Origin of the sequence: Lysobacter sp. 5GHs7-4 (assembly GCF_021284765.1) — a bacterium.
GTDB lineage: Bacteria > Pseudomonadota > Gammaproteobacteria > Xanthomonadales > Xanthomonadaceae > Lysobacter.
The window spans coordinates 3,348,854-3,374,824 of the sequence record NZ_CP089924.1 but is presented as its reverse complement, the minus strand read 5'-3'; the positions used below and the strand labels follow the sequence as shown (position 1 = coordinate 3,374,824).

General features: G+C 70.0%; 22 protein-coding genes. 3 read left to right on the top strand and 19 right to left on the bottom strand.

Translation table 11 applies throughout. The annotated features are described in order from the left end of the window. Window positions 1-117 precede the first annotated feature (117 nt). A complete protein-coding gene (gene yjgA, locus LVB77_RS15290; RefSeq protein WP_232906945.1) occupies window positions 118-675 on the bottom strand; it encodes a ribosome biogenesis factor YjgA in 558 nt (185 codons plus the stop codon). A gap of 119 nt (window positions 676-794) precedes the next feature. On the opposite strand from yjgA, the gene pmbA reads away from it, so the two are divergent. Continuing rightward, window positions 795-2,156, top strand: coding sequence for a metalloprotease PmbA (gene pmbA, locus LVB77_RS15285; RefSeq protein WP_232910311.1), 1,362 nt, complete (start codon window positions 795-797; stop codon window positions 2,154-2,156). 228 nt (window positions 2,157-2,384) lie between these two features. Beyond that, entirely contained in the window at window positions 2,385-2,747 is a 363-nt protein-coding gene (locus tag LVB77_RS15280) for a DUF4870 domain-containing protein (protein ID WP_232906944.1), read from the top strand. A gap of 986 nt (window positions 2,748-3,733) precedes the next feature. Here LVB77_RS15280 and LVB77_RS15275 read toward each other — a convergent pair. Genes LVB77_RS15275 through tilS form a run of 3 tightly spaced genes read right to left on the bottom strand, consistent with a single transcriptional unit; the run spans window position 3,734 to window position 6,231 of the window. After that, window positions 3,734-4,615, bottom strand: coding sequence for a farnesyl diphosphate synthase (locus LVB77_RS15275; RefSeq protein ID WP_232906943.1), 882 nt, complete (start codon window positions 4,613-4,615; stop codon window positions 3,734-3,736). Beyond that, window positions 4,608-4,874 (bottom strand): exodeoxyribonuclease VII small subunit, encoded by a 267-nt coding sequence (locus tag LVB77_RS15270; protein WP_232906942.1) that lies wholly within the window; start codon window positions 4,872-4,874, stop codon window positions 4,608-4,610. The genes LVB77_RS15275 and LVB77_RS15270 overlap by 8 nt, the downstream gene beginning before the upstream one ends. Before the next feature lie 58 nt (window positions 4,875-4,932). Then, window positions 4,933-6,231, bottom strand: a complete 1,299-nt coding sequence (gene tilS / locus LVB77_RS15265; RefSeq protein ID WP_232906941.1) for a tRNA lysidine(34) synthetase TilS — start codon at window positions 6,229-6,231, stop codon at window positions 4,933-4,935. Between the two features lie 82 nt (window positions 6,232-6,313). On the opposite strand from tilS, the gene LVB77_RS15260 reads away from it, so the two are divergent. Further along, window positions 6,314-7,396, top strand: a complete 1,083-nt coding sequence (locus tag LVB77_RS15260; RefSeq protein WP_232910310.1) for an NADH:flavin oxidoreductase/NADH oxidase — start codon at window positions 6,314-6,316, stop codon at window positions 7,394-7,396. 26 nt (window positions 7,397-7,422) lie between these two features. On the opposite strand, the gene LVB77_RS15255 is transcribed toward LVB77_RS15260, so the two are convergent. The 15 genes from LVB77_RS15255 to uppS form a co-directional block, all read right to left on the bottom strand. Continuing rightward, window positions 7,423-7,929 (bottom strand): tyrosine-protein phosphatase, encoded by a 507-nt coding sequence (locus tag LVB77_RS15255; RefSeq protein WP_232906940.1) that lies wholly within the window; start codon window positions 7,927-7,929, stop codon window positions 7,423-7,425. Between the two features lie 99 nt (window positions 7,930-8,028). Next, window positions 8,029-8,721 carry a transglycosylase domain-containing protein gene (locus LVB77_RS15250; protein WP_232906939.1) on the bottom strand — a complete coding sequence of 231 codons (693 nt, stop codon included), beginning with the start codon at window positions 8,719-8,721 and terminating at the stop codon, window positions 8,029-8,031. Between the two features lie 16 nt (window positions 8,722-8,737). Then, a complete protein-coding gene (locus tag LVB77_RS15245) occupies window positions 8,738-9,697 on the bottom strand; it encodes an acetyl-CoA carboxylase carboxyltransferase subunit alpha (RefSeq protein WP_232906938.1) in 960 nt (319 codons plus the stop codon). A gap of 127 nt (window positions 9,698-9,824) precedes the next feature. Next, window positions 9,825-13,346 (bottom strand): DNA polymerase III subunit alpha, encoded by a 3,522-nt coding sequence (dnaE, locus tag LVB77_RS15240; protein ID WP_232906937.1) that lies wholly within the window; start codon window positions 13,344-13,346, stop codon window positions 9,825-9,827. 174 nt (window positions 13,347-13,520) lie between these two features. Next, window positions 13,521-14,162, bottom strand: a complete 642-nt coding sequence (locus LVB77_RS15235; protein WP_232906936.1) for a DUF1232 domain-containing protein — start codon at window positions 14,160-14,162, stop codon at window positions 13,521-13,523. 297 nt (window positions 14,163-14,459) lie between these two features. Then, a complete protein-coding gene (locus LVB77_RS15230) occupies window positions 14,460-15,113 on the bottom strand; it encodes a ribonuclease HII (protein WP_232906935.1) in 654 nt (217 codons plus the stop codon). Beyond that, window positions 15,106-16,332: a lipid-A-disaccharide synthase gene (gene lpxB, locus LVB77_RS15225; protein WP_232906934.1), complete on the bottom strand. Its 1,227-nt coding sequence runs from the start codon at window positions 16,330-16,332 to the stop codon at window positions 15,106-15,108. The genes LVB77_RS15230 and lpxB overlap by 8 nt, the downstream gene beginning before the upstream one ends. A 405-nt stretch (window positions 16,333-16,737) precedes the next feature. Further along, window positions 16,738-17,532: an acyl-ACP--UDP-N-acetylglucosamine O-acyltransferase gene (gene lpxA / locus LVB77_RS15220; RefSeq protein ID WP_232910308.1), complete on the bottom strand. Its 795-nt coding sequence runs from the start codon at window positions 17,530-17,532 to the stop codon at window positions 16,738-16,740. Continuing rightward, window positions 17,529-17,984 (bottom strand): 3-hydroxyacyl-ACP dehydratase FabZ, encoded by a 456-nt coding sequence (fabZ, locus tag LVB77_RS15215; RefSeq protein WP_055902482.1) that lies wholly within the window; start codon window positions 17,982-17,984, stop codon window positions 17,529-17,531. The genes lpxA and fabZ overlap by 4 nt, the downstream gene beginning before the upstream one ends. Then, complete coding sequence (lpxD, locus tag LVB77_RS15210; RefSeq protein WP_232906933.1) at window positions 17,981-19,018, bottom strand: UDP-3-O-(3-hydroxymyristoyl)glucosamine N-acyltransferase; 1,038 nt, start codon at window positions 19,016-19,018, stop codon at window positions 17,981-17,983. Before lpxD ends, fabZ begins: the two co-directional genes overlap by 4 nt. A 25-nt stretch (window positions 19,019-19,043) precedes the next feature. Continuing rightward, window positions 19,044-21,509 (bottom strand): outer membrane protein assembly factor BamA, encoded by a 2,466-nt coding sequence (gene bamA / locus LVB77_RS15205; protein ID WP_232906932.1) that lies wholly within the window; start codon window positions 21,507-21,509, stop codon window positions 19,044-19,046. Between the two features lie 131 nt (window positions 21,510-21,640). Then, a complete protein-coding gene (rseP, locus tag LVB77_RS15200; RefSeq protein ID WP_232906931.1) occupies window positions 21,641-23,002 on the bottom strand; it encodes an RIP metalloprotease RseP in 1,362 nt (453 codons plus the stop codon). A 49-nt stretch (window positions 23,003-23,051) separates the two neighbouring features. Then, window positions 23,052-24,230: a 1-deoxy-D-xylulose-5-phosphate reductoisomerase gene (dxr, locus tag LVB77_RS15195; protein ID WP_232906930.1), complete on the bottom strand. Its 1,179-nt coding sequence runs from the start codon at window positions 24,228-24,230 to the stop codon at window positions 23,052-23,054. Window positions 24,231-24,232: 2 nt separating this feature from the next. Beyond that, entirely contained in the window at window positions 24,233-25,084 is an 852-nt protein-coding gene (locus LVB77_RS15190; protein ID WP_232906929.1) for a phosphatidate cytidylyltransferase, read from the bottom strand. Continuing rightward, a complete protein-coding gene (gene uppS, locus LVB77_RS15185) occupies window positions 25,081-25,854 on the bottom strand; it encodes a polyprenyl diphosphate synthase (protein WP_232906928.1) in 774 nt (257 codons plus the stop codon). The genes LVB77_RS15190 and uppS overlap by 4 nt, the downstream gene beginning before the upstream one ends. Window positions 25,855-25,971: the final 117 nt, after the last annotated feature.

Here is a 25,971-nt window from a genome sequence, read left to right as displayed (position 1 = left end):
CCGTTCTCCCGCGTGCGGGAGAAGGTGATGAGGGGCGCGGGCGAGGTTGGAGTGGCGCGCTCGCGTCGCGCCCTCAGCCCAACCCCGCTCGCGGGAGAGGGGCTTAAGAGCGTTGGCTCAGGTTTCGTCGTCGCTGGCGAGTTCGTCGGCTTCGTTGGCGCCCAGCACCAGGCTGCGCAGCTCGCGGTACAGCTCGCGGAACGAGTGCGGCGGTTTGTTGCGCTTGCGCTCCTCCAGCGTGTTGCGCACCAGTTGGCGCAGACGCTGGCGGTCGGCTCCGGGGTACTCGTCCAGCAGCGTCGCCAGCGCGGTATCGCCGCCTTCGAGCAGGCGCTCGCGCCAGGCCTCGACCCGGTGCATGGCCGCGACTTCGCGCCGGCCGGCCTCGCCGTTGACGTCCAGCGCGTCGCGGATCGCTTCCAGGGTGGCGTCGTCCTCGCGCCGCATCTGCTTGGCCAGGTAGGCCAGCTGGCGCTTGTGGGCGATGTGCGCGGTGATGCGCCGGCATTCGCGGATATGCGGCAGCAGGCCCTCGGGGATCGGCAGCCGCCCCAGCTGGGCATCGGTCAGCTTGGACAGCTGTTCGCCCAGGGCCAGCACCTCCAGCGCCTCGCGCCGGTTCTGGCTGCGGCTGGGGCTGAAAAATTCACCGGTTTCCTCGTCTCTGCCGCGCATCGCACTCCACCTCGCTTACCGTCAAACTGAATCGAATTCCCGCGGCGCACGGCGCCGCGGCAGACAAGGATAAGACATTGAACGCAGTCGCCCTCCGCCCGTCCGCTCCGGCCCACGTCATCGCCGACCCCGAAGCGCGCCTGGACGCCCTGTCCGAGCTGTCCCAGCGCCTGCTCGCCTCGGCGCGCGCGCGCGGCGCCAGCCAGGCCGAAGTCTCCTGTTCGGAGGAGACCGGCCTGAACGTCAACGTGCGCATGGGCGAGGTCGAGACGGTCGAGGCCACCCGCGACCGCGGCATCGCCATCACCGTCTACTTCGGCCGCCGCAAGGGCAGCGCCAGCACCGCCGACCTGCGCGACGACAGCCTGGAGGCCACCGTCGAGCAGGCCTGCGCGATCGCGCGCTACACCGAGGACGATCCGGCCGCGGGCCTGGCCGACGCCGAACTGATGGCCCCGGCCCAGGCCGAGGGCGGCTGGCGCGCGTTCGACAGCTGGCACCCCTGGATGATCGAGGCCGACCGCGCGGTCGACCTGGCCCTGGCCTGCGAGAGCGCCGGCCGCGAATTCGACGCACGCGTGGAGAACTCCGACGGCGCCTCGCTCGGCACCGGCGCCAGCCTGGGCGTGTACGCCAATTCCCACGGTTTCATCGGCCGCGAAGGCAGCACCCAGCACAGCCTGAGCTGCGCGCTGATCGCCGGCCGCGGCGAGGCCATGCAGCGCGACGGCTGGTACAGCATCGCCTTGGCCGAGGGCGACCTGGAGGCGACCGCGGCGATCGGCCGCCAGGCCGCGCAGCGCGCGGTCTCGCGGCTGGCGCCGCGGCAGATCGCGACCGGCGAGTACCCGGTGTTGTACGCGGCCGAATCGGCGCGCTCGCTGATCGGCCACCTGCTGGGCGCGGTGTCCGGCGGCGCGCTGTACCGGCGCGCGAGCTTCCTGCTGGACTCCGCCGGCACGCGCTTGTTCCCCGAGTGGTTCTCGATCCAGGAGCGCCCGTTCCTGCAGCGCGGCTTCCGCTCCAGCGCGTTCGACGCCGAGGGCGTGGCCACGCGCGAGTCGGAGCTGGTCCGCGACGGCGTCCTGCAGCGCTACATTCTGGGCAGCTACTCGGCACGCAAGCTCGGCCTGGCCACCACCGCCAACGCCGGCGGCGTGCACAACCTGCAGGTCGCGGCCAACGCCGGCGACTTCCAGGCCATGCTGCGCGGCATGGGGCGCGGCCTGCTGGTCACCGAGCTGATGGGGCAGGGCGTGAACACCGTTACCGGCGACTATTCGCGCGGCGCGGCCGGTTACTGGGTCGAGCACGGCGAAATCCAGCACCCGGTCGACGGCATCACCATCGCCGGCAATCTCAGGCGCATGTTTGAGGCCGTCGAGGCGGTCGGCAGCGACGTCGACCCGCGCTCGCACCTGCACACCGGCTCGATCCTGATCGGGCGCATGACCGTGGCTGGCGACACCGGCGAGGACTGAGGCGCGGGCCGACGCCGGCTTGTCATCCGGACCGGTCATGCTGCGCGGCCGCACCGGCCTTGGCCGTCGCCGGGCCGGGACCGCGTTGCTTCGAGGGACGCGCCGCGCGGACTGTGCGTCGCCGTCCTTGACAGCGATGGCGACGCGGCTGAGAGTGGGCCGGCTGGGGCGGCCGCAATGGTCGCTGCCAAGGCCATCCAAACTGGAACTGGAAAGGGGAAACAAGGAATGAGCGACATCAACGAATCGTCGGTCGACGGCAACTCCGAAGACCGGACCCTGGCGCTGATCACCCATCTGTCGGGGATCGTGCTGGGCTTCATCGTTCCGCTGATCATCTGGCTGATCAACAAGGACAAGCCGGAGAAGGGCTTCCTGATCGATCAGTCGAAGGAAGCGCTGAACTTCACGATCACTCTGCTGATCGTCTATGTGATCCTCACGGTGCTCGCGCCCTTCACCTTCGGCCTCACCGGCCTGGTGTCGATGCTGGTGTGGGTGGTGTCGGTGATCTTCTTCATCCTCGCTGGCCTCGCGGCCAACAAGGGCACGCGTTACCGTTATCCGTTCGCGCTGCGCCTGATCAAGTAATCGGACGCGCGTTTCGGTTTGCCCGACGGGCCCGGCATTGCCGGGCCCGTTGCGTTTTTGAGTGGCATTTCGTGGGTGGGCGAGCGAGGGTGTTGCCGCTGCGCCATTCTTTCGCGCGGCTCCTGTAGGAGCGGCGTGAGCCGCGACCGCGAACTCCAGCGATCGCGCCTGTCCTATTCTGATTGCCCTTCAGAAACCGATGCTGTGCTCTTGGCTCCCTCCTTTGACAAAGGAGGGTTGGGGAGGATTTGCTTTTGTTCTTGCTCTGCTTCTTCTGACCGAAGGTCAACGGCTTCCGCCTGCTGCGCATGCGGGTCACTTTCTCTTGCATGCACTCTCTGTAGGAGCGGCGTGAGCCGCGACCGCGAACTCCGGCTATTGCGCCTACCCGGCTCCGATGGCCGCCAAACTCCGGCGTCGCGCTCTTAGCTCCCTCCTTTGGAAAAGGAGGGTTGGGGAGGATTTGCTGTTGCTGTTGTCTTCGCTTCTTCTGACAGAAGGTCAAAGGCTTCCGCCTGCTGCGCATGCGGGTCACTTTCTCTTGCTAGCCCAAGAGAAAGTAACCAAAGAGAAGGGCTTGAGCCAGAAGCTCCCGTGTGGCTTCGGAACTTGCGCCGGGATTTTTCGATAAGACATCCCTGTCTTATCGAAAAACGGCGCGCGTCCTGCGCGCCGCCCTCCGGGTCTGGGGATGGTCGTGTGGCTTCGTATCAATGGACTTCAATGCCGGAGCAAACTCAACGGCAACGGCAACGGCAACGGCAACGGCAACGGCAACGGCCTCCGCAGCCGCCGCAGCAGGGCCTGTCGTGATGGCGGCTACCGCCTTCTGTGGGAGCGGCGTAAGCCGCGATTTCGCCATTGCGCGCGGCCGCGTTGCGATCCGTAGGCGGTGCCGATCAAGCCCGCCGTAGGATGCGGTGAGCCTTAGGCGAACCGCATCGTCGGGGGATCGGATTCGCTGCGCGTGTTGCGCAGCCGCGGCTTCAGTGATTTCGCTGTGCCGCGAACTCGCCCAGCTCGGTCAGGGCCGTGGCCTTGTCGCCGAACGGCGCCAGCGCTTCGTGCATGGTGCGCACCAGCGTTTGCAGTCGCGCGCGCGAGCCGTCCAGGCCGATCAGGGCCGGGAAGGTGGCCTTGTCCTGGGCCGCGTCCTTGCCGGCGGTCTTGCCCAGGGTGGCGCTGCTGCCTTCGACGTCGAGGATGTCGTCGCGCACCTGGAAGGCCAGGCCCAGCGCTTGCGCGTAGCGGTCCAGCGCGTCCAGGGACGCCGCATCGGCGCCGCCGCAGAGCGCGCCCATGCGCACCGCGGCGCGGATCAGGGCGCCGGTCTTGAGCGCGTGCAGGCGCTCCAGTGCGGCCAGGTCCAGCGCGGCGCCGTTGCCGGTGGCGGCGATGTCCAAGGCCTGGCCGCCGCACATGCCGGCCGCACCCGCGGCTTCGGCCAGGGTGCGCAGCAGCGCCACGCGCACGCCGTCGCCGGTGGGGGTGTCGGCCAGCACGCTGAAGGCCAGCGACTGCAGCGCGTCGCCGGCCAGGATCGCGGTGGCTTCGTCGAAGGCGACGTGCACGGTCGGCTGGCCGCGGCGCAGGGCGTCGTCGTCCATCGCCGGCAGGTCGTCGTGGACCAGCGAGTAGGCGTGGATCAGTTCGACCGCGCTGGCGGGCGCGTCCAGGGCGGACTCGTCGGCGTCGAACAATGCGCCGGCGGCGTAGACCAGCAAGGGGCGCAAGCGCTTGCCGCCCAGCAGCACGGCATGGCGCATGGCCGCGTGCAGCGCCTGCGGCGCGGCGTTCGGATCGGGCAGGGCGCGCGCTAGCGCGGCGTCGGCGCGATCGCGCCAGACGGCCAGGCGCGGATCACGCATCGGAGGCGTTGGACGGGCCGGAATAGGGTTCGGCGCTGGCCGGGTCCTGCGGGTCGCTGAGCAGGCGCACGCGCAGTTCGGCCTGCTCCAGCGCGCTCTGGCAACGGCGGTACAGGCCCACGCCGCGCTCGTAGGCGGCGAGCGAGTCTTCCAGGCTCATCTCGCCGTGTTCCATTTTTTCGACCAGTTGTTCGAGCGCGTCCAGCGACTGCTCGAAATCGGTCACCGGCGAGGCTTCGTTGGCGGCTTTGCGTGGCATGCGACAAGTGTGGGCCGCGGGCTGCGCGGGGTCAACGCGTGTGCCGTCGTGGCTGCGCTCAGGGGCGCCAGACGAGGCGCGCGCCGCGTTCGCGCAGCCAGGGCTCGAAATCGGCGGAGTAGGCCAGGTCGGCCACCGCCAGCAGCACGCCGTCGCACGACAGCAGCGGCAGGCGCCGGCGCTCCCAGGGCGGCACGCCCAGCGTTTGCAGGGTGTGCTTGAGGCTGTGGCGATGCGCGCGGCCCGGCAGCGCGATGCGCTCGCCGCCGGCGCGCGCGTGCACGACGCAGGCGCCGTCCAGCGCGTTTGCGCCTTCCAGCCGGAGTTCGCCGCCGCCCGGCAGCGCCAGCGGCGCGCGGCCGTCCCAGGGGCTGTGCCAGTGCGACGGCAGCGCCGGCGACTGCGCCTGCGCATGCAGCAGGTCGCGCCAGGCGCGCACGACCGCGCCGCTCCAGGCGAATTCGGCTTCGGCGTCGTCGCGCGCGTCCAGCAGTTCGGCGTCGATGCGGGCCACGCCCTGGGCCGGCAGCGGCGGCAGACCGAGTTCGGCGATCCAGTGACGCAGCACGCGTGCGCGCCGCGCGGGCGCGAGCGCGCGCAGGTCCGCGCGTGACAGCGCCTGCGGATCGGCGCTGCGCACGGACGCCAGCGCCAGCGCATCGTCTTGTTGCAGCAGCGTGGCGGCTTGCGCGTTCAACGCGGCGGAGGCGGCCAGCGCGGCATCGGCCTGCGGCCAGCGTTCGCGCAGCAGCGGCAGCACCCGCGTGCGCAGGAAATTGCGGTCGTAGGCGTCGTCGGCATTGCTGGGGTCTTCGATCCACTGCAACGCGTGCTCGCGTGCGTACGCCTCCAGCGCGGCGCGCGGCAGATCCAGCAGGGGGCGCCACAGACGGCCATGGCCGCAGTCGCGCCAGCGCCGCATCGCCGCCAGACCGTCCGGGCCGGACGCGCGCAGCGCGCGCAGCAGGAAGGTCTCGGCCTGGTCGTCGCGGTGATGCGCCAGGGCCAGGGTTTCGTCCGCGGCCAATCCGGCCTCGAACGCCGCGTGGCGCGCGCGCCGTGCCGCGGCTTCGGGACCGTCGCCGCTACCGAGTGCGACCTGTACCTGCGACACCGTCAGCGGAACGCTGAGTGCCGCGCAGGTCCGGGCGCAGTGCGCGGCCCAGTCGTCGGCCCGCGGATGCAGGCCGTGGTGCACGTGCCAGGCGCGCAGGCCGCGCTCGCGCACCTGCGGCGACGCCGCCAGCAGATGCAGCAGCGCGCTGGAATCCAGGCCGCCGCTGTAGCCCACGCACAGCGGCCCCTGCGGCAGGTCGCGCAGGGCGTCGGCGAGCAGAGCGGGGCGTTGCGGCGGCATCCGTGGATGGTGCCACGGCGGTGGGACGGAGCAACCCATCGATGGCGCTGTATCCGCCGCGGGGCGGGCTTACTGTCTGCTCATCCCCTATCGAGACGCTGCATTGGCCCGCCTGTTCGACCCGTACACGCAACGCTCCGTGACCCTGCGCAACCGCATCGCGGTATCGCCGATGTGCCAGTACTCGGCGATCGACGGCATGCCCGAGAACTGGCACCTGGTGCATCTGGGCAGCCGCGCGGTCGGCGGCGCGGGCGTGGTGCTGACCGAGGCCACCGCAGTCTCGCCGGAGGGCCGGATTTCGCCCAGCGACACGGGCCTTTGGAACGACCGTCAGGGCGAGGCCTGGTCGGAAATCGCCTGCTTCATCCGCGCCAACGGCGCGGTGCCGGGCATGCAGCTTGCGCACGCCGGCCGCAAGGCCAGCGTCGAGCCGCCGTGGCTGGGCGGCCGTGCGGTGCTGCCGGGTTACGGCGGCTGGACGCCGGTGGCGCCGTCGGCATTGGCGTTCAGCGACGCGCACGCAGTGCCGCGCGCGCTCGACGGTTGCGGCTTGAAGAATGTGGTCGACGATTTCGCCGCGGCCGCGCACCGCGCGCTCGCGGCCGGTTTCCAACTGATCGAGCTGCATGCGGCGCACGGCTATCTGCTGCACGAGTTCCTGTCGCCGTTGAGCAACCGCCGCGACGACGGTTACGGCGGCGATTTCGACAGTCGCACGCGCCTGCTGCGCGAGGTGCTGACGGCGGTGCGCGAGGTCTGGCCCGAGCGCCTGCCGCTATGGCTGCGCGTGTCGGCCACCGACTGGGTCGAGGGTGGTTGGGACATCGAGCAGAGCATCGAACTGGCGCGCATGGTCAAAGGCCTGGGCGTCGATCTGATCGACGTGTCCAGCGGCGGATTGATGCCCGGCGTGCGCATCCCGGACGGTCCCGGCTATCAGGTGCCGTTCGCCGCGCGCATCCGTCGCGAGGCCGGCATCGCCACCGGCGCCGTCGGCCAGATCACCGACGCGGCGCAGGCCGAGGGCATCGTCGAGCACGGCGAGGCCGACGTGGTGCTGCTGGCGCGCGAGCTGCTGCGCGACCCGTATTTCCCGCGCCGCGCGGCGGCGGAGCTGGGCGCGCAGCTGCATGGCCCGGATCAGTATTTGCGGGCTTGGTGACGACGCTGTAGGACGCGTTCGAGTCCTTATCCGACCCGTGGCCGATTCGAGTTCGAGTACTTGAGCACCCAGTCTTCTTGCTCCTGGGTATCGGGTATCGGAACCCGTCGCGCTGCGCTGAGAATGGCGAAGGCTTCGGCATGGCCCAATCCGAGCTCGCTTAGCACGCAAGCTGCGACCAGGCCGGTGCGCCCGATGCCTGCTCGGCAATGCAGCGCGACGCCAGTTGCGGAGCGAAGGCGCTCGACGAGGTCTGTGACTAGCTTACGAGTCGCATCCACCGACGCGGGGGTGTGGCGGTCCGCGATCGGAAACGACAGGTAGTCGATATCGCAAGCCTTGCAGGCGCTCGCTTCGCCGGCAAGGCCCAGTTCGCGCGCCTCGTGAGGTTCGAGCAGGGAGACGATCGTATCGATGCCGGCGCTTTTCCAGCCGGCAAGTTCGTCCTGCAGCCAGTCGCCAGCACGCGGTCGTGCAGCCAGGGCCAGGCGCAAGGGTGCGATATCGCGTACCCAATAGAGGTCGGGAGTCATCGAGTAGGTTTTTGGTTGTTGAGTCGTGGATGCGACCTGCGACGCATTCAGCCGCGATTTCAGCGCGTGGCCGTGTCGAAAGCCGGACGAGCAGCGCGGCTAGCGTCCGGCCGCCGGAGGTTTGAGCCGCGCGAGATCGCGATGCGGGTCGATATGCGCCGGGTCGATTCCCAGTTCGCGTGCGAGATATGCGTAGCGTTCGTCGAATCGCTCGCGGTTGCGGGTCGGGTCGTAGTACGACGGCCCTTTCATCAGCGCCACTAGCGCGATCGTTTCGGCGCGGGTCAGCCGATCCGCCGACACGCCGAAGTAGGCCGGGGCGGCGGCACGCAAGCCGTGAGCCTCACGACCGAACCAGGCGCGATCCAGGCTGTAGTCGGCGATCTGCTCCGGCGACCATTCGTTGCTGAGCCGGATCATCGCCGCGATTTCCGCGGCCAACCGATTCGCAGAACGCGCCGGCTTATCCGATTCGAACGCGATCATGCGTGCCGCGCTGCTCAACATGGTGGATGAGCCTCTGGGACGGCCTATGCTGTCGTCGCGGCTGGCCTCCTGATAGAACGCCCAACACCATTTAAGCGGATCCAGCCGCTCGACGCGCATGGGGCCGCGCGCTCCCAGCGACACCCAGTAGACCGCGTGCACGTCTTCCGGATAGTGGTGTTCGATGCGCGGCAGGTCGCGCGGCAGTTCGCTCGCGCCTTGCCAATAGACGCCATAGATCAGCGACACGAACATCGCGATCAGCAGCAATCCCGCGCCGACGATCCGTTTCGGCCAGTCGCTCATGTCGTGGGCCGCGCGCTTACGCGGCCTCGTACGCCCCGTACCCGCGCAAACGCTCGTAACGGCGCTGCAGCAGTTCCGGAGTCGGAATCTTTTCCAGCGCGTCGAGCTCGTTCAGCAGCACGGCCTTGAGCCGGGTCGCCATCTGCTTGGGGTTGCGGTGGGCGCCGCCGATGGGCTCGCGCACGATCTTGTCGATCAGGCCCAGCTCGAACAGGCGCTTGGCGGTCAGGCCCAGTTGCTCGGCGGCGTCCTTGGCCTTCTCCGCGGTCTTCCACAGGATCGAGGCGCAGCCTTCGGGCGTGATCACCGAGTAGGTGCTGTATTCCAGCATCAGGGTGCGGTCGCCGACGCCGATCGCCAACGCGCCGCCGGAGCCGCCTTCGCCGATCACGGTGCAGATCACCGGAATCTTGAGTTCGGCCATTTCCAGCAGGTTGCGCGCGATCGCCTCGGACTGGCCGCGCTCCTCGGCGTCGATGCCGGGCCAGGCGCCGGCGGTGTCGATGAAGGTCAGCAGCGGCAGCTTGAAGCGTTCGGCCATCTTCATCAGGCGCAGGGCCTTGCGGTAGCCCTCCGGACGCGGCATGCCGAAGTTGCGCTTGATCTTGCTCTTGGTGTCGCGGCCCTTCTGGTGGCCGATGATGACCACCGAGCGGCCGTCGATGCGGCCCAGGCCGCCGACGATGGCGGCGTCGTCGGCGAAGGCGCGGTCGCCGGCCAGCTCCTGGAACTCGTCGCAGAACACGCGGATGTAATCCAGCGTGTAGGGCCGCGCCGGATGGCGCGCCAGCTGCGAGATCTGCCAGGGGCTGAGGTCGCGGAAAATCTGCGCGGTGCGCAAACGCAGCTTGTCCTGCAGGGCGTGGATCTCGGAATCGATGTCCACCGCCGGGCCGCTGTTGGCGTGGCGCAGTTCCTGGATCTTGGCTTCCAGGTCGGCGATGGGCTGCTCGAAGTCGAGGTAGTTCGGATTCATGCTCGGGCCGGGGCCGGAAAGGGGCACAGTCTAGCCCAGGGGCCCGGACCGTACCGAGAGGTTGGGTAGCGTATCGCGATGGCGCGATAAGCCCGTTCGGGTTTCTGTTGCGGAAAAAACGCGGCGATCAGTTCGCCCAGGGCTTGGTCAGGGTCAGCTTGACCGCGCGCACGCCCGGTTGGGCGCGCAGCGTGCCGACCAGGTCGGCATCCACGCGCACCGACTGGTTGCCGTTGAGGTCGAGCATGCCGGCCGCGCCCGCGCGCAGCAGGTCCAGGCGGATCGGGGTCTGGCCGGGACGGTTCTTGGCCAGCAGCGCATCCACGCGCTGCCAGGTGCCGGGCACGCGCAGATCCAGGCGCATCGACAAGCGCTGCGCGTGCTTGGCGCAGACCTGCGAATAATCCCAGCAGCGTTGCGCGCGCAGCGCGAAGCCGCCGCTGAAGGCGTCCTCGCGCAGGCCGCCCTGCACGACCAGCAGGCGGTCGCGCGCGAGCAGGGAGGCGAACTCGGCGTAGGTCTCGGCGAAGAAGGCGCATTCGAGGCGGCCGCGGCCGTCCTCGATCTGCACGAACATCTGGCTGTCGCCCTTCTTGCGCAGGCCCACGACCTGGCCGGCGACCACCACTTCCAGTTCCGGACGCCAGCCGCCGCGCGCGCTTTCGGGGCGGTTTTCCCAGATGCGGTCGAGTTCGCCCAGGTCGTTGCCGACCAGGCCGCGCAGCTCGTCGCGGTAGGGATCGAAGGGATGGCCGCTGAGGTAGTGGCCCAGGGTTTCGCGCTCGCCGGCCAGCAGCTGCGCCAGCGGCCACTCGTCGGCCTCGGACAGGTCCAGGTGCAACGCCGGCGCGGCGGCCTCGAAGCCGCCGAACAGCGACACCTGGCCGGCGTCGCGCTCGCGCGCGAGCTGATCGGTGGCCTTGAGCACCTCCGGCAGCTGCAGCATCAGGCTTGCGCGGTTCTTGCCCAGCCGGTCCAGCGCGCCGGCCTGGGTCAGCGCTTCCAGCGCGCGCCGGTTGAGCTTGCCGCTGTCGACGCGTTTGCAGAAATCCAGCAGATCGTCGAAGGGTCCGGCGCGGCGCGCGTCGACGATCGCCTCGCAGGCGCCGCGGCCGACGCCCTTCACCGCGCCCAGGCCGTAGCGGATGGTGCGCGCGTCCTTGGCCTCGAACATGTACGCCGACGCGTCCACGTCCGGCGGCAGCACGTCCAGGCCCATCACGCGCGCTTCGTCGAGGAAGCCGACGATCTTGTCGGTGTTGTCCATGTCCGAGGACAGCACCGCGGCCATGAATTCGGACGGGTAGTGCACCTTCAGCCAGGCGGTTTGATAGGCGACCAGCGCGTAGGCGGCCGAGTGCGACTTGTTGAAGCCGTACTCGGCGAACTTCTCCATCAGGTCGAAGATCGGGCTGGCCAGCTTGGCCGGAATGCCGCGTTCGGCGCAGCCGGTCTCGAACTTGGCGCGTTCCTTCGCCATCTCTTCGGGCTTTTTCTTGCCCATCGCGCGGCGCAGCATGTCGGCGCCGCCGAGCGTGTAGCCCGCCAGCACCTGCGCGATCTGCATCACCTGTTCCTGGTACACGATGACGCCGTAGGTCGGCGACAGCACCGGTTCCAGCGAATCGTGCGGGTAGGTGACTTCGGTATTGCCGTGCTTGCGGTCGACCCATTCGCGATCCATTCCCGAGCCCAGCGGGCCGGGGCGGAACAGCGCGGCGAGCGCGATGATGTCTTCGAAGGTGTCGGGCTTGGCGCGCTTGAGCAGCTCGCGCATGCCGCGCGATTCGAACTGGAACACCGCCACCGTGTCGCCGCGCGCGAACAGCTCGTAGCTGAGCTTGTCGTCCAGCTCCAGCGCGGTGATGTCCAACGGCGCTTCGCCGGCGGCGGCGCGGCGCTCGTTGATCGCCTTGACCGCCCAGTCGATGATGGTGAGCGTGCGCAGGCCGAGGAAGTCGAACTTGACCAGGCCGACCGCTTCGACGTCGTCCTTGTCGAACTGGGTGACGGGATTGCGGCCGCGGCCCTCGCCGTCGTGTTCGGCGAACAGCGGGCAGAAATCGCTGAGCGGCGACGGCGCGATCACCACGCCGCCGGCGTGCTTGCCGGCGTTGCGGGTCAGATCCTCCAGGCTCAGCGCCAGGTCCAGCAGGTCGCGCACTTCGTCTTCGGTGCGGTAGCGCTGGATCAGGTCGGCCGAGGCCAGCATCGGGTTCTGCTTGGCTTCGTCGCTGTTGCCCAGCGCGTCGTCCAGGCTGATGCCCAGCGTGTTCGGAATCAGCTTGGCGATGCCGTCGACGAAACCGTAGGGATGGCCCAGCACGCGTCCGGAGTCGCGCACCACCGCCTTGGCCGCCATGGTGCCGTAGGTGATGATCTGGCTGACGCGGTCGCGGCCGTACTTGGCGGCGACGTAGTCGATGACTTCGTCGCGACGGTCCATGCAGAAGTCGATGTCGAAGTCGGGCATCGACACGCGTTCGGGATTCAGGAATCGCTCGAACAGCAGGTCGTAGGGCAGCGGATCCAGGTCGGTGATGCCCAGCGCCCAGGCCACCAGCGAGCCGGCGCCGGAACCGCGGCCCGGACCGACCGGGATGCCGTGGTCCTTGGCCCAGTTGATGAAGTCCGCGACGATCAGGAAGTAGCCCGGGAACCCCATCTTGATGATGACGTCGAGCTCGACTTCGAGGCGGTCGTCGTAATCCTGGCGGCTCTTGCCCTCGGCCAGCGGCGCCTTTTCCAGGCGTTTTTCCAGGCCCTCGCGCGAGGAATTGCGCAGCCAGCTTTCGATGGTGTGTTCGCTGGGCACCGGGAACGCCGGCAAGGCGTACTCGCCCAGCTTGAGTTCGACGTTGCAGCGCGTCGCCAGCGCCAGCGCGTTGTCGATCGCGTCGGGCACGTCGGCGAACAGCTCGGCCATTTCCTCGCTGGACTTGAGGTACTGCTCGGCGCTGTAGTCGCGCGGCCGCTTGGGGTCGTCGAGCACGCGGCCGGAGGCGATGCACACGCGCGCTTCGTGCGCTTCGTAGCCGTCGCGGTCGAGGAAGCGCGCATCGTTGCTGGCGACCACGGCCAGGCCGCGCTTGCCGGAGGCGTGCAGCGCGAACGCGTTGAACGCGTCCTCGCCGTCGCGGCGGCTGCGGGTGAGTTCCAGGTGCAGGCGGTCGTCTAGCACGCTCTGCCAGTCGGCGATCCAGGCCTCGGCCAGTTCGTGGCGGCCGCCGGTCGCCAATCTGCCGCCCAGGCTGTGGCGCCCGGCCAGGGCGAACAGGCCGCCGTTGTCCTCGCGCAGCCACTCCGGGCGCAGCACCACGCCGTCGACGCGATGGCCTTCCAGCCAGGCGCGGCTGAGCAGGCGCGACAAGGTCAGATAGCCGCCGCGGTCGCGGCACAGCAGGGTCATGCGCGACGGCGTTTCGTTGCCGTCGGCCAGGCCGACGTCGGCGCCGATGATGGGCTTGATGCCGGCGCCTTCGGCGGCCTTGTAGAACTTGACCGCCGCGAACAGGTTGTCGAGATCGGTCAGGGCGACCGCGGGCTGACCCAGGGCCGCGCAGCGTTTGACCAGCTCGCCGATGCGGATCGTCGAGTCGGCCAGCGAGTACTCGCTGTGCAGGTGGAGATGAACGAAGCGTGCGGACATGCGACAACCGGCGTGACAGCGGGCAGGGTATCAGCCCGGCCGCCGGGTACAAGGCTTGACATCGCCGCGCGCGCGCCTGGGCCGCGCAGGCGGCCGAGGATCGGCGCCGTTGCGCGCCGATCGGCATGATTTGACGCGCGTTGGCGGATCCGTCGCCGGCGCAGGCGCGCCGTCTCAGGTGACCCGGAACGGCGATTCCGCGGCATGGAAGACGGGCGCGTAGTGATGCTCGTGGATGCGCACGCGCTGCTGCAGCAGGGCGATTTCGTCCAGGCGCTCGCGCACCCAGGCCGCACGCAGTTCGGCGCCGTTGCCGGCCGGCGCGCGGACCTCGCGATAGGCGCAGAAGTCGCGGTAGTCCTCGGCCTCCTCGGCGAAGGCCGGCCAGGCCAGTTCGATCAGCAGCACGTCGTCGAGCAGGCCCAGCAGCGGGATCCGGTCCGGGATCAGATCCTCGCCCTGGTCGACGTAGGCCAGCAGCTTGTCCAGGCGCGCGCGCACGGGCGGGTCGCAGTCCCAGTCGGGGTCGGCCAGCATCGCGCGCAGTTCCTGCAGGCGTTGCAGACGTTGGTCGACCACGGTGCGCGCCTGTTCGCGGGGCATGGCGCTGAGCCACGCGGCCAGGCGCTGCAGGCGGGTCGCGTCCACGCGCGCGGCATCGGGGTGCAGTTCGTGCACCAGCGCGTCGAAGGCGGCGATCGCCGCGGGTGTCATCGCCATCGCCGGCTCCAGCGGCAGGTCCGGCGGCGGCACGGGCGCGCGGTCGGATTCGAACGGCAGGGGCTGCGAAGTCGGGGTCGGATGGGGCATGCGCATGGAGCACCTCCGGAACCGGCCATGGGGGCGGGGCGTCGGGCACGGCCGGTGTGCGTCGACCCTCATCCTTAGGGATGCCGCGGCAGCATGCGTGGTTGCCTAGCCTGAGCGCGCCTGCGGGAAGTCGCTGTGACGTAGGGCACGTCGGGGCTGTTCAGCCGATGGGCGGTCGCCTTGGATGCGAACCGCAGCGGCGCGGCCTGGACGTAGGGTGTGGTGAGCGTAAGCGAACCGCACCGTCGCGCGACTCGGGTGGAGGGCGATGGTGCGGTTGTCACCGCACCCTACGGCGTGGGTTCAGCCGATCGCGACCGCTTCGGCGACCGGCGCCTGGCCCAGCGCCGCGCGCACCGGTGCGAAGCTGCGGCGGTGTTGCGGGCAGGGGCCGTGCGCGGCCAGCGCGGCCAGGTGCGCGGGCGTGCCGTAGCCCTTGTGTTCGTCGAAACCGTAGTGCGGCCACTGCGCGTGCAGCTCGCGCATATGGCGGTCGCGCGAGACCTTGGCCAGGATCGAGGCGGCCATGATCGCGCGGTCGCGGCCGTCGCCGCCGATCAGCGCCTCGGCCGGGCAGGGCAGGCCGCGCGGCAAGGCATTGCCGTCGATGCGCGCCAGCTCGGTCGCGTGCGCCACGGCTTCGACCGCGCGCCGCATGCCGGCCATGGTGGCCTGGAAGATGTTGATGCGGTCGATCTCCTCCACTTCGACGTAGACCACGCTCCAGGCCAGCGCGCGCTCGACGATGCGCGCGTACAGCGCCTCGCGGCGCTCGGCGCCGAGTTGCTTGGAGTCGTCCAGGCCGTTGACCGGCGTGCGTCCGGGGCCCAGTACCACCGCGGCCACCACCACCGGGCCGGCGAGCGGGCCGCGGCCGGCCTCGTCCACGCCGGCGATGCGCTGCGCGCCGCGCGCCACGCTCAGGTCCAGTGCGAGTTGGCCGATCGCCTTAGCCATGCCCGGTCGGCAGCAGGTCGGCGATGGCGTCGGCGGCCTGCGCGGACGCGTCGCGGCGCAGGCTGAGGTGGATGCGCTCGAAGCGCGCCGGCAGCGCCGCCGCGCGCGCGCTGTCGCGCAGCAGCGCCAGCGTGGTGTCGGCGAGCTTCTCGGGCGTGCAGTCGGCCTGCATCAGCTCGGGCACCACGCGCTCGCCGGCGAGCACGTTGGGCAGCGAGTAGGTGTCGGTCTTGAGCAGGCCGAAGGTCTTGACCAGGGTGTAGGTCAGCGGGGCGATCTTGTAGGCCACCACCATCGGCCGCTTGGCCAACATCGCCTCCAGGGTGGCGGTGCCCGAGGCCAGCAGGACCACATCGCTGGCGATCATCACGGTGCGCGCGCCGCCGTCGGTCACGTGCAGGGCCGGTCGCACGGTGGCGGCGTCCGGATGCGCGGCCAGCACGCGCTCGAACGCGGCACGCGCCTGCGCATTGGCCATGGGCGCGACGATGCTCAGGCGCGGCTCGGCCTTGCGCAGGCGCGCGGCGGCGGCGATGAAGTCGCCGCTCAGGCGCTCGACCTCGCCGACCCGCGACCCGGGCAGCAGCGCCAGCACCGGCGCCTCGTCGTCCAGGCCCAGGCACATGCGCGCGTCGTCGCGGTCGGGATGCAGCGGCATTTCGTCGGCCAGCGGATGGCCGACGAAGCGCGCATCGACGCCGTGGCGTTCGTAGATCGCCGGCTCCATCGGGAACAGGCACAGCACGCGGTCGGCCGACTGGCCGATCTTCTCCGCGCGTTTCTCGCGCCAGGCCCAGACCGAGGGGCTGACGTAATGCACGGTCTTGACCCCGCGCTGCTTGAGCCAGCGCTCCATGCCCAGGTTGAAGTCGGGCGCGTCGATGCCGATGAACAGGTCCGGCTTCCAGTCCAGTACGCGCTTGCGCAGTTCGCCGCGCAGGCGCAGCAGGCGCGGCAGGTGCTTGAGCACCTCGACCAGGCCCATCACCGCCAGTTCGGAGGCGTCGTACCACGCGTCCAGGCCGGCTTCCTGCATCTGTTCGCCGCCGATGCCTACGAACAGCGCGCCCGGGTGGCGGCGCTTGAGTTCGGCGATCAGGCCGGCGCCAAGCAGGTCGCCAGAGGCCTCGCCCGCGACCAGGGCGATGCGCAGCGGCGGCGGAGGCGGGGCGGGAAAGATGTCGTCGATGGCGTCGGCGGGGGCGGCGGTGGCATTCATCGGGTGGAAGGGCGCTCCAGTTCGGGTCCGTGGCGTGCGCGGTCGAAAGCGACGCGCGCCACGGGCGTCAGCTCGGGGGCTGAGCTGTCGCCGGCATTGTGCCCTGCCCAGGGGCGAACGTCGTCCATTCGGGTCACATGCTGCCAAAGCATGTGATGGGCGTCCGGTTCCATGGGGCTGAGTGCGCACGTGGCGTGCGGTGAGCGCCTGCGAACCGCGCCGTCGCGCAGTTCGGGGGATGGCGATGGTGCGGTTGTCACCGCACCCTACGGCGCTGGTCGTTGCGGTGTGCGTGGAGTGCCGACCGCCATCGCCACTCGTCATTCCGGCTTTCGCCGGAATGACGGGATCGGAATGACGGAATTAGGGCGGGCGGATCGGGCCGAGCCCGATCGCGGACGGCCGTCAGCGCAGCAGCGGCCTTTCGCCAGCGTCGATGAAGGCCAGCAGCGCGCGCACGTCGTCGCTGTCGCCGGCCAGTTCGGCCAGCTTGACGCGCGCCTCTTCCAGCGAGGTGCCCGACACGTACAAGGCGCGGTAGGCGCGCTTGATCGCGGCGATGCGCTCGGCGTCGAAACCGCGGCGCTTGAGGCCTTCGCTGTTGATGCCGCGCGGGCGGCCGTAGCCGTCCTGGGCCACCATCAGGAACGGCGGCACGTCGCCGTTGACGAACGCGCCCATGCCGATGAACGCATGCGCGCCGATGCGGCAGAACTGGTGGATGCCGGCGAAGCCGCTGAGGATCACGTGGTCGCCGACCTCGACATGGCCGGCCAGGGTCGCGTTGTTGGAGAACACGCACTGGTTGCCGACCACGCAGTCGTGGGCGACGTGGACGTAGGCCAGCAGCCAGTTGTCGTCGCCGATGCGGGTCACGCCGCCGCCGTTGCCGGTGCCGCGGTTGACGGTGACGAATTCGCGGAAGGTGTTGCGGTCGCCGATGACCAGCTCGGTGCGCTCGCCGGCGAACTTCTTGTCCTGCGGCTCGCCGCCGATCGCGCACTGGCCGATGAAACGATTGTCGCGGCCGATCCGGGTCGGCCCGCGGATCACGCAATGCGGGCCGATCGTGGTGCCTTCGCCGATCTCGACGTCGTCGCCGATGTAGCTGAAGGCGCCCACGCGCACGTTGGCGCCGAGCTTGGCGCCCGGCTCGATCACCGCGCTGGAATGGATCAGGTCGCTCATGCGGTCGCTCAGGCCTTGGCCTCGGCGCAGACGATCTCGGCGCAGGCCACCTGCTCGCCGTCGACGCGGGCGATGCCGGTGTAGATGGCGACGTTGCGGATCACGCGCTTGACCGTCACGTCCAGCTCCAGGCGGTCGCCGGGCACCACCATCTTGACGAACTTGGCGCCGTCGATCTTGACCAGGTAGAACAGGCGGCCGTCGGCGCTGGACTGGGTCGACAGCTGGGTCAGGATGCCGCCGGCCTGGGCCAGGGCCTCGACCACCAGCACGCCCGGCATCACCGGGTGGCCGGGGAAGTGGCCGTTGAAGAAGGGCTCGTTCGCGGTCACGTTCTTGTAGGCGAGCACGCGCTTGAAGGGCTCGAACTCGACCACGCGGTCGACCAGCAGGAACGGGTAACGGTGCGGCAGCAGGTTCTGGATCGCGGGCACGTCGATCGGGAGTTGCACGGTAGGGCTCATTTCGGTTCCTTGTCGGCAGCCGCCACCCGCCTTGCGAGCGCGTCGAGCTGCTTGAAGCGGGCGGCGTTCTTGCGCCAGGAGCGATTGTCCATCAACGGGGTGCCCGAGGAATACTCGCCGGGCTCGCGGATCGAGCTGGTCACCAGGCTCATGGCGGTGACTGTGACCCGGTCGCAGATCTCCAGGTGGCCCAGCACGCCGGCGGCGCCGCCGATCATGCAGTAGCGGCCGATGCGGGCGCTGCCGGCCACCGCCGAGCAGCCGGCCATGGCGCTGTGGGCGCCGATATGGACGTTGTGGCCGATCTGGATCTGGTTGTCGAGGCGGACGTCGTCCTCGAGCACGGTGTCCTCGATCGCGCCGCGGTCGACGGTGGTGTTGGCGCCGATCTCGCAATCGTCGCCGACCTGCACGCCGCCCAGCTGCGGCACCTTGATCCAGTGCGGCTCGGCGTCGGGCAGGCGCTCGAAGGCCAGGCCGAAGCCGTCCGCGCCCAGCACCGCGCCGGGGTGAATCAGCACGCGCCGGCCCAGGCGCACGCGCGTGACCAGGGTGACGCGCGCGACCAGTTCGCTGCCCGCGCCGACCACGCAGTCGTCGCCGATCACGCAGCCCGGACCGATGCTGGCGCCGGATTCGATGCGGCTGCGCGCGCCGATGCTGACGAAGGCACCGATGTGGGCGTCGTCGGCGATCTGGGCGCTGGGGTCGATCGCGGCCGAGGGATGGATGCCGGCCTCGCGCAGCGGGCGCGGCTCGAACAGGGCGGCCAGGTGGGCGAAGGCGACGTAGGGATCGCGCGCGATCAGGGCGGTGCCGGCGTAGCCGTCGGCGTCGTCCTCGCGCATCACCACCACGCCGGCGCCGCTGGCGGCCAGCTGGCCGCGGTACTTGGGATTGGCCAGGAACGCGAGCTGGTCGCCGCCGGCGCGCGCGAGCGTGCCGACGCCGCGCACCCGCGCCTCGCCGTCCCCGCGCAGGCCGAGCGCGAAACGCTCGGCCAGCTCGCGGGCGGTGTAGTCAGGCGTCAACACGGGGCGCCCGGCGCGACCGCCGCCGTCAGAACGTGCCGCCGAAGGTGAACTGCAGGCGCTCGAGCTCGTCGCCTTCCTGGATCTTGACGCCGGACGCGTTGTACACGGCGTCCTGCTTCTTGATCGGGAACGCGTAGCTGATCGAGATCGGGCCCATCGGCGAACGCCACATCAGCGAGATGCCGGTGGACGCGCGCAGCTCGCCGGCGTCGAAGGCGTCGTAGTCCTTGTAGACGTTGCCGACGTCGATGAACGCCGACACGCGCGCCTGCGGCGTGTCCAGCAGGGTCGGGAAGTACATTTCCAGCGAGCCCACGGTCTTGAACGAACCGCCGATCGGCTGGGTGAAGGTGCTGCCCGGCGCCACGCCCTGGCGCGGGCCGAGGGTGTTGTCGGTGAAGCCGCGCACCGAGCGCACGCCGCCGGCGTAGAAGTTCTCGAAGAACGGCAGGCCGTCGGCGGTGACGGTGCGGCCGGTCAGCGGGCCGGCGCCGTCCGGGTCGGGGATCACGCGCGTGACCGCGTCGCCGTAGCTGTCGCCGTAGCCGAGTTCGGCGCGGGTGTTGAGCACGAAGTGGCGCGAGATCGGCCAGAACTTGGAGATGTTGTAGTTGAGCTTGTAGTACTCGACGGTCGAGCCGGGCAGGGTCATTTCCAGCCACACACGCTGCTGCAGGCCGCGGGTCGGGGTCAGCAGGTTGTCCAGCGAGTTGCGCGACCAGCCGAACTCGGCGCGCCAGGCGTGGAAGGTGCGCGTGTCCAGGGCGTCGATGTAGTCGACCAGGCTGTAGGCGGTGAGGCCGCGCGTGGTCAGGATCTCGTTGCTGTCGATGCCGAACATCGCCGAGACGGTGTCGGTCTCGGTGATCGGCAGGCCCAGCACGACCTGCGCCGCGCCGCTGGTGGTCGAGTACTGGGCGGTGTTGTAGTCGGAGTTGTCGAACTCGCGCCACCACAGGTTGTAGCCCAGCGACATGCCGTCGTCGGTGAAGTAGGGGTTGGTGTAGGAGAAGTCGTAACGCTGCAGGTAGTCGTTGCGGCTGGCCTGCACGGACACGCGGTTGCCGCTGCCCAGGAAGTTGCTCTGCGACAGCTGGATCTGCGTGGTCAGGCCGGTCAGCTGCGAGAAGCCCAGGCCGAACACGAAGCTGCCCGAGGTGGTTTCCTTGACGTTGTAGACCACGTCGACTTCGTCGTTGGTGCCCGGCACCGGTTGGGTCTCGACGTCGACGGTCTCGAAGTAGCCCAGGCCCTGCAGACGGATCTTGGAGCGGTCGATCGCGGCCTGCGAGTACCAGCTGCCTTCGAACTGGCGCATCTCGCGGCGCATGACCTCGTCGCCGGTGCGGGTGTTGCCCTTGAACACCACGCGGCGCACGTTGACGCGCGGGCCCGGCACAACCTGCATGTTGATGGCCACGGTCTTGCCTTCGCGGTCCACGTCCGGAATCGGATTGACCTGCGCGAACGCATAACCGACGTTGCCCAGGGTGGCCACGATCGCGTCGGAGCTGATTTCCAGCAGGCGGCGCGAGAAGATCTGGTCGGGCTTGACGATCACCAGCCGCTCGATCTGGTCCTTCGGCAGCACGGTGTCGCCGGTGACCTCGACCTTGCTGACCTTGTACTGGTCGCCCTCGTTGACGCCGGCGGTGATGAACATGTCCTGGCGGTCGGGGCTGATCGCGACCTGGGTCGATTCGATGTTGAAATCGACGTAGCCACGGTCGAGGTAGTAGTTGTTGAGCTTTTCCAGGTCGCCCGACAGCTTCTCGCGCGAGTACTGGTCGTCGCGGCGGTACCAGCTGAGCCAGTTGTGTTCGCGCGATTCCCAACCGCCGACGATGTCCTCTTGCAGGAACTTCTCGTTGCCGATCAGGTTGATGTGGCGGATCTTGGCGGCCTTGCCTTCCTTGACCGTGATGGTCAGGTCGACGCGGTTGCGGTCCAGGCGCGCCACCGTCGGGGTGATCTCGACGTTGTACTTGCCGCGGTTGTTGTACTGCTTGGTGAGCTCCTGGGTGACCTTGTCCAGGGCCAGGCGGTCGAAGGTGTCGCCTTCGGCCAGGCCGGCTTCCTTGAGGCCGCGCAGCAGGTCTTCGCTCTTGATGTCCTTGTTGCCGGTCAGGGTCAGCTTGTTGATCGCCGGACGCTCGGTCACGGTGACCACGACGATGCTGCCCTGACGGCCGATCTGCACGTCCTCGAAGAAGCCGGTCTTGTACAGCGCGCGGATCGCGTCGCCGGCCTTGGCGCCGTCCATGGTGTCGCCGCGCTCGATCGGCAGGTAGGTGAACACCGTACCGGCGGAGATGCGCTGCAGGCCGTCGACGCGGATGTCGCTGACGGTGAACGAACCCGGTGCCGGGGCCGGCGCGCCGGGCAGCGCGAACGGGTCGGCCGACTGCGCCAACGCAGGAGCTGCCGCGGCCGAGGTCAGCGCCGTGGCGAGGGCGAGGGCGAGCATGCGGCGAGGAGGGGTTCGCGTCATCATTACGTCCGGTTGGGGTTCGTTGACGCCCGCAACGGGGCGCCGGTTCGAGGCTTCGGGGGCGTGCGGTCGGGAACCGAACAGTTCACGAACGCGCGATCGAGGCATCGGGTCGTCAGGCAGGGCCGGCATCAGCGCACCAGGTTGTTCACGATGTCGTTGTAGAACGCCAGACCCATGAGGCTGACGATCAGCGCCAGGCCGACATACTGGCCGGCGGCCATAACGCGCTCGCTGACCGGGCTGCCCTTGACCAGCTCGATAAGGTAATACAGCAGGTGACCGCCGTCCAAGATCGGGATCGGGAGCAGGTTCAGGATTCCCAGGCTCAGCGACAACAGCGCCAGCATCTGCAGATACCACGCCGGGCCGTGCTGGGCGTGGTCGTTGGCGGCCCGGGCGATGGTGATCGGGCCGGCGACGGTGTTCTCGACAGATAGCCGGCCGCTGAACGCGCGTCCGATCATCGCCACCATGTCGCGGGTCTGCTGGCCCATTTCGCGGAACGCGGCGGGGATGGCGTCGATCGGGCCGTAGCGCAGCACGGCGTCGGGTTGCGGCTTGCTGCGGGCCGGCTCCAGGCCCAGCACCCACTGGTACTTGCCGGTCTCTTCGATCTTGATCCGTTGTGGCGTCATCGGCAGCGCCAGGCGGTCGCCGCCGCGCTGCACTTCCACCATGGCTTCGCCGCCGCGCTGTCCCAGCGCGTCGACCAGGGGCGCGATGTCGTTCCAAGAGGCCACCGGCTCGCCGTCGATCGCGGTCACGCGATCGCCTTCGGCCAGCACCGCCCAGGCCGGCCGGCCGGGCAGCACGCGGCCGACGATCGCCGGCATCAGCTGCTGCCGCCAGATCAAGCCGGTGTTGTTCAACAGTTCGCGGTCGTCGATGCCGGCCGGCAGCTTCGACAGGCGCAGGGTGCGGGTGGCTTCGCGGCCGTCTTCGCCGCGCACGCGCAGCGCCACGTCGCTGCGGTCCAGCGCCGCCGACAGCAGGGCCAGGCCGGCCTCGCTGGTGGTGGGGGTGGCGCGCTCGCCCACCGCCAGCACGGTGTCGCCGCGCAGCAGGCCCGATTGCGCGGCCAGGCCCTCGACCTTGCCCACGGTGGGCGTGAAGTCGGGGCGGCCGATCACGAACATCAGCCAGAACAGCGCCACGCACAGGATCAGATTGGCGATCGGGCCGGCGGCGACGATCGCGATGCGCTTGAACACGTGCTGGCGGTTGAAGGCCTGCGGCGCCTCGGCCGGATCGACTTCGCCCTCGCGCTCGTCGAGCATCTTGACGTAGCCGCCCAGCGGGATCGCGGCGATCGCGAACTCGGTGCCGTTGCGGTTGCGGCGCATCCACAGCGGCTTGCCGAAGCCGACCGAGAAGCGCAGCACCTTGACGCCGCTGCGGCGCGCGACCCAGTAGTGGCCGAACTCGTGGAAAGTCACGAGCACGCCCAGGCTGACCAGCAGCCACCAGACCGAACCGAGGAATTCGCTCATGGCTGGGGTGCTCGCTGCAATCGTGCTTGTGGAAGCCGCGCCGCTGGTATCAGGCCCATGCGCTACGCCTTTGGTCGATGGCCTGTGCGGCATGCCTGCGGGCCTGCGCATCGGCATCGCGCAGCACCGCCAGCGAGGTCGCCGGGGTGGAGGGGAGCGCGGCGAGGGTGTCCTCGACCAGCGCGGGTATGGCTAGGAAACCGATACGCCGCTGAAGAAACGCTGAAACCGCCACTTCGTTGGCGGCGTTCAACACCGCCGGGGCGGTGCCGCCGGCGTCCAGCGCGGCGAAGGCCAGGCGCAGGCAGGGGAAGGCGTCCAGATCCGGCGGTTCGAAGTCGAGCCGGCCGTGCGCCAGCAGGTCCAGGCCGGCCACGCCCGAGGCGATACGCTCCGGCCAGCCGAAGCCCACCGCCAGCGCGGTGCGCATGTCCGGCAGGCCGAGCTGGGCCAGGGTCGAGCCGTCGACGAATTCGACCAGCGAATGGACCAGGCTCTGCGGGTGCACCAGCACCTGGATGCGCGGCCCGGCCACGCCGAACAGATGGTGGGCCTCGATCACCTCCAGGCCCTTGTTCATCAGCGTGGCCGAGTCGACCGAGATTTTCGGGCCCATCGACCACTTCGGATGCGCGACCGCCTGCTCCGGGGTGACCTGCGCCAGCGCGGCGCGGTCACGGCCGCGGAACGGGCCGCCCGACGCGGTCAGCAGGATGCGCGCCAGTCCGGCGTGCGCATGCGCGTCGGGCAGGCACTGGAAGATCGCGTTGTGCTCGCTGTCGATCGGCACGATGGTGGTGCCGGCTTCGTGCGCGGTGCGCATCAGCAGCTCGCCGGCCAGCACCAGCGATTCCTTGTTGGCCAGCAGCAGGCGCTTGCCCGCGCTCGCCGCGGCGAGCGTGGAATCCAGCCCCGCGGCGCCGACGATGGCGGCCACCACGGTGGTGCAGGCGTCGCCGGAGACCAGCGCCACCAGCGCCTCGTCGCCGCAATGCGCCTGCGTGTCCAGGCCGCGCGCGCGCAGGCCCTCGCGCAGCGCCGCGTAGCCGTTGGGGTCGGCGATCACCGCATGCGCGGGCCGGTGGCGTTCGCACAGGGCCAGCAATTGTTCGACGCGGCCGCCGGCGGCGAGCACGCTGGCGCGCAGGCGGTCGGGATGGCGCGCGATCACGTCCAGGGCCGAAGTGCCGATGGAGCCGGTCGCGCCGAGGACGGCGATGTGCTGCATGTTCAGAAGTCCAGCACGGCCTTGCCGAGCGCGAAGACCGGCAGCGCCGCCAGCACGCCGTCGACGCGGTCGAGGATGCCGCCGTGGCCGGGGATGAGGTGGCCGGAATCCTTGACCCCGGCATGGCGCTTGAGCAGGCTCTCGAACAGGTCGCCGACCACCGAGAACAGCACCGCCACGAACGCGACCAGGGCCACCGCCGGCAACTGCGCGGGCTGGACGCCGGCGAAGCTGGCGAAGGCCAGGCCGACCGCGACGCCGGCCAGCACGCCGCCGACCAGGCCTTCCACGGTCTTGTTGGGGCTGACCCGCGGCGCCAGCTTGAGGCGGCCGAAGGTGCGGCCGGCGAAATAGGCGCCGCTGTCGGCGGCCCAGACCACGGCCAGCGCGGTCAGCAGCCAGCGGTGGCCGTTGGGCTGCTCGGCGTGCAGCCAGGCCAGCGCGCACCAGGCCGGGATCACGCTCAGCGCGCCGGCGGCCAGCTTGAACGCGCGCGCATACGACTCGTGGTTGCTCGCGAATTGGTAACGCTGCAGCCAAAGCAGGGCCAGCAGCCACCAGATCACGCCGACCAGGGACGCGATCTTGAACAGCACCATCGACGGCGCCCCGGCAATCTCCGGTGCGCCCGAGCGCGAGGCCCAGACGATCGCCACCATCAGCGCCAGGTTGGCCGCCAGCAGCACGGTGCGCGACAGGGTGTCCTCGATTTCGGCCAGGTCGAACCACTCCCACAAGCCCGCCAGGAACAGCACCGCCGCCGCCGCCATCATCCAGGGCGTGGACAGCAGCAGGATCGCGGCGATCGCGACCGGGGCCATCACCAACGCGGCGATCAGGCGGATTCGGGTCATTCAGCGGTCTCGTCGGTGTCGGAGGAGCGCGCGGCGATCTGCGCGCCGGTCAGGCCGTAGCGGCGTTCCCGGCCGGCGAAATCGTCCAGGGCGCGCTGGAGTGTGGCCGCATCCAGTTCCGGCCACAACGCATCGGTGAACCACAACTCGGTGTAGGCCAGCTGCCAGAGCAGGAAATTGCTGATCCGGGTGTCGCCGCCGGTGCGGATGAACAGGTCCGGCGCCGGCAGGTCCGCCAGGGCCATGCGCGCGCCCAGCGCGGCCTCGTCGATGGCTTCGGGGGCCAGCCGGCCGGCGGCCACGTCCTGGGCCAGCGAACGCGCGGCCTGGGCGATGTCCCAGCGCCCGCCGTAGCTGGCGGCGATGGTCAGGTGCAGCACGTCGTTGCCGCGGGTCTGCTGCTCGGCCGCATCCATGCGCTGGCGGATCGGCGCGGCGAAGCGCTCGCGTTCGCCGATGAAACGCACCCGCACACCGCGCCGGTCGAGTTCGTCGACCTCGCGCTCCAGGGCGTTGAGGAACAGCTTCATCAGCGCGCCGACCTCGTCCTCGGGCCGGCCCCAGTTCTCGCTGGAGAAGGCGAACAGGGTCAGGGCGCGGATGCCGCGGGCGATGCAGAAATCGATGCAGACGTCGACCGCGCGCGCGCCGGCGCGGTGGCCGATCATGCGCGGCCGGCGGCGGCGCTCGGCCCAACGGCCGTTGCCGTCCATGATGACGGCGAGGTGGCGCGGGACGCGCGGCGCGGCGGGGGCGGAATCGGAAGGCATGGAGCCGGCGGCGGGACCTGGAAGCGGGTGGGGCGGACGGTGCGGGTCGGCGGAAGCCTCAGGGCCGCGGCGCGGGGCGCCGCCGTGGGCCCGGCGCGCCGGGCCTGCCCGGGCAGG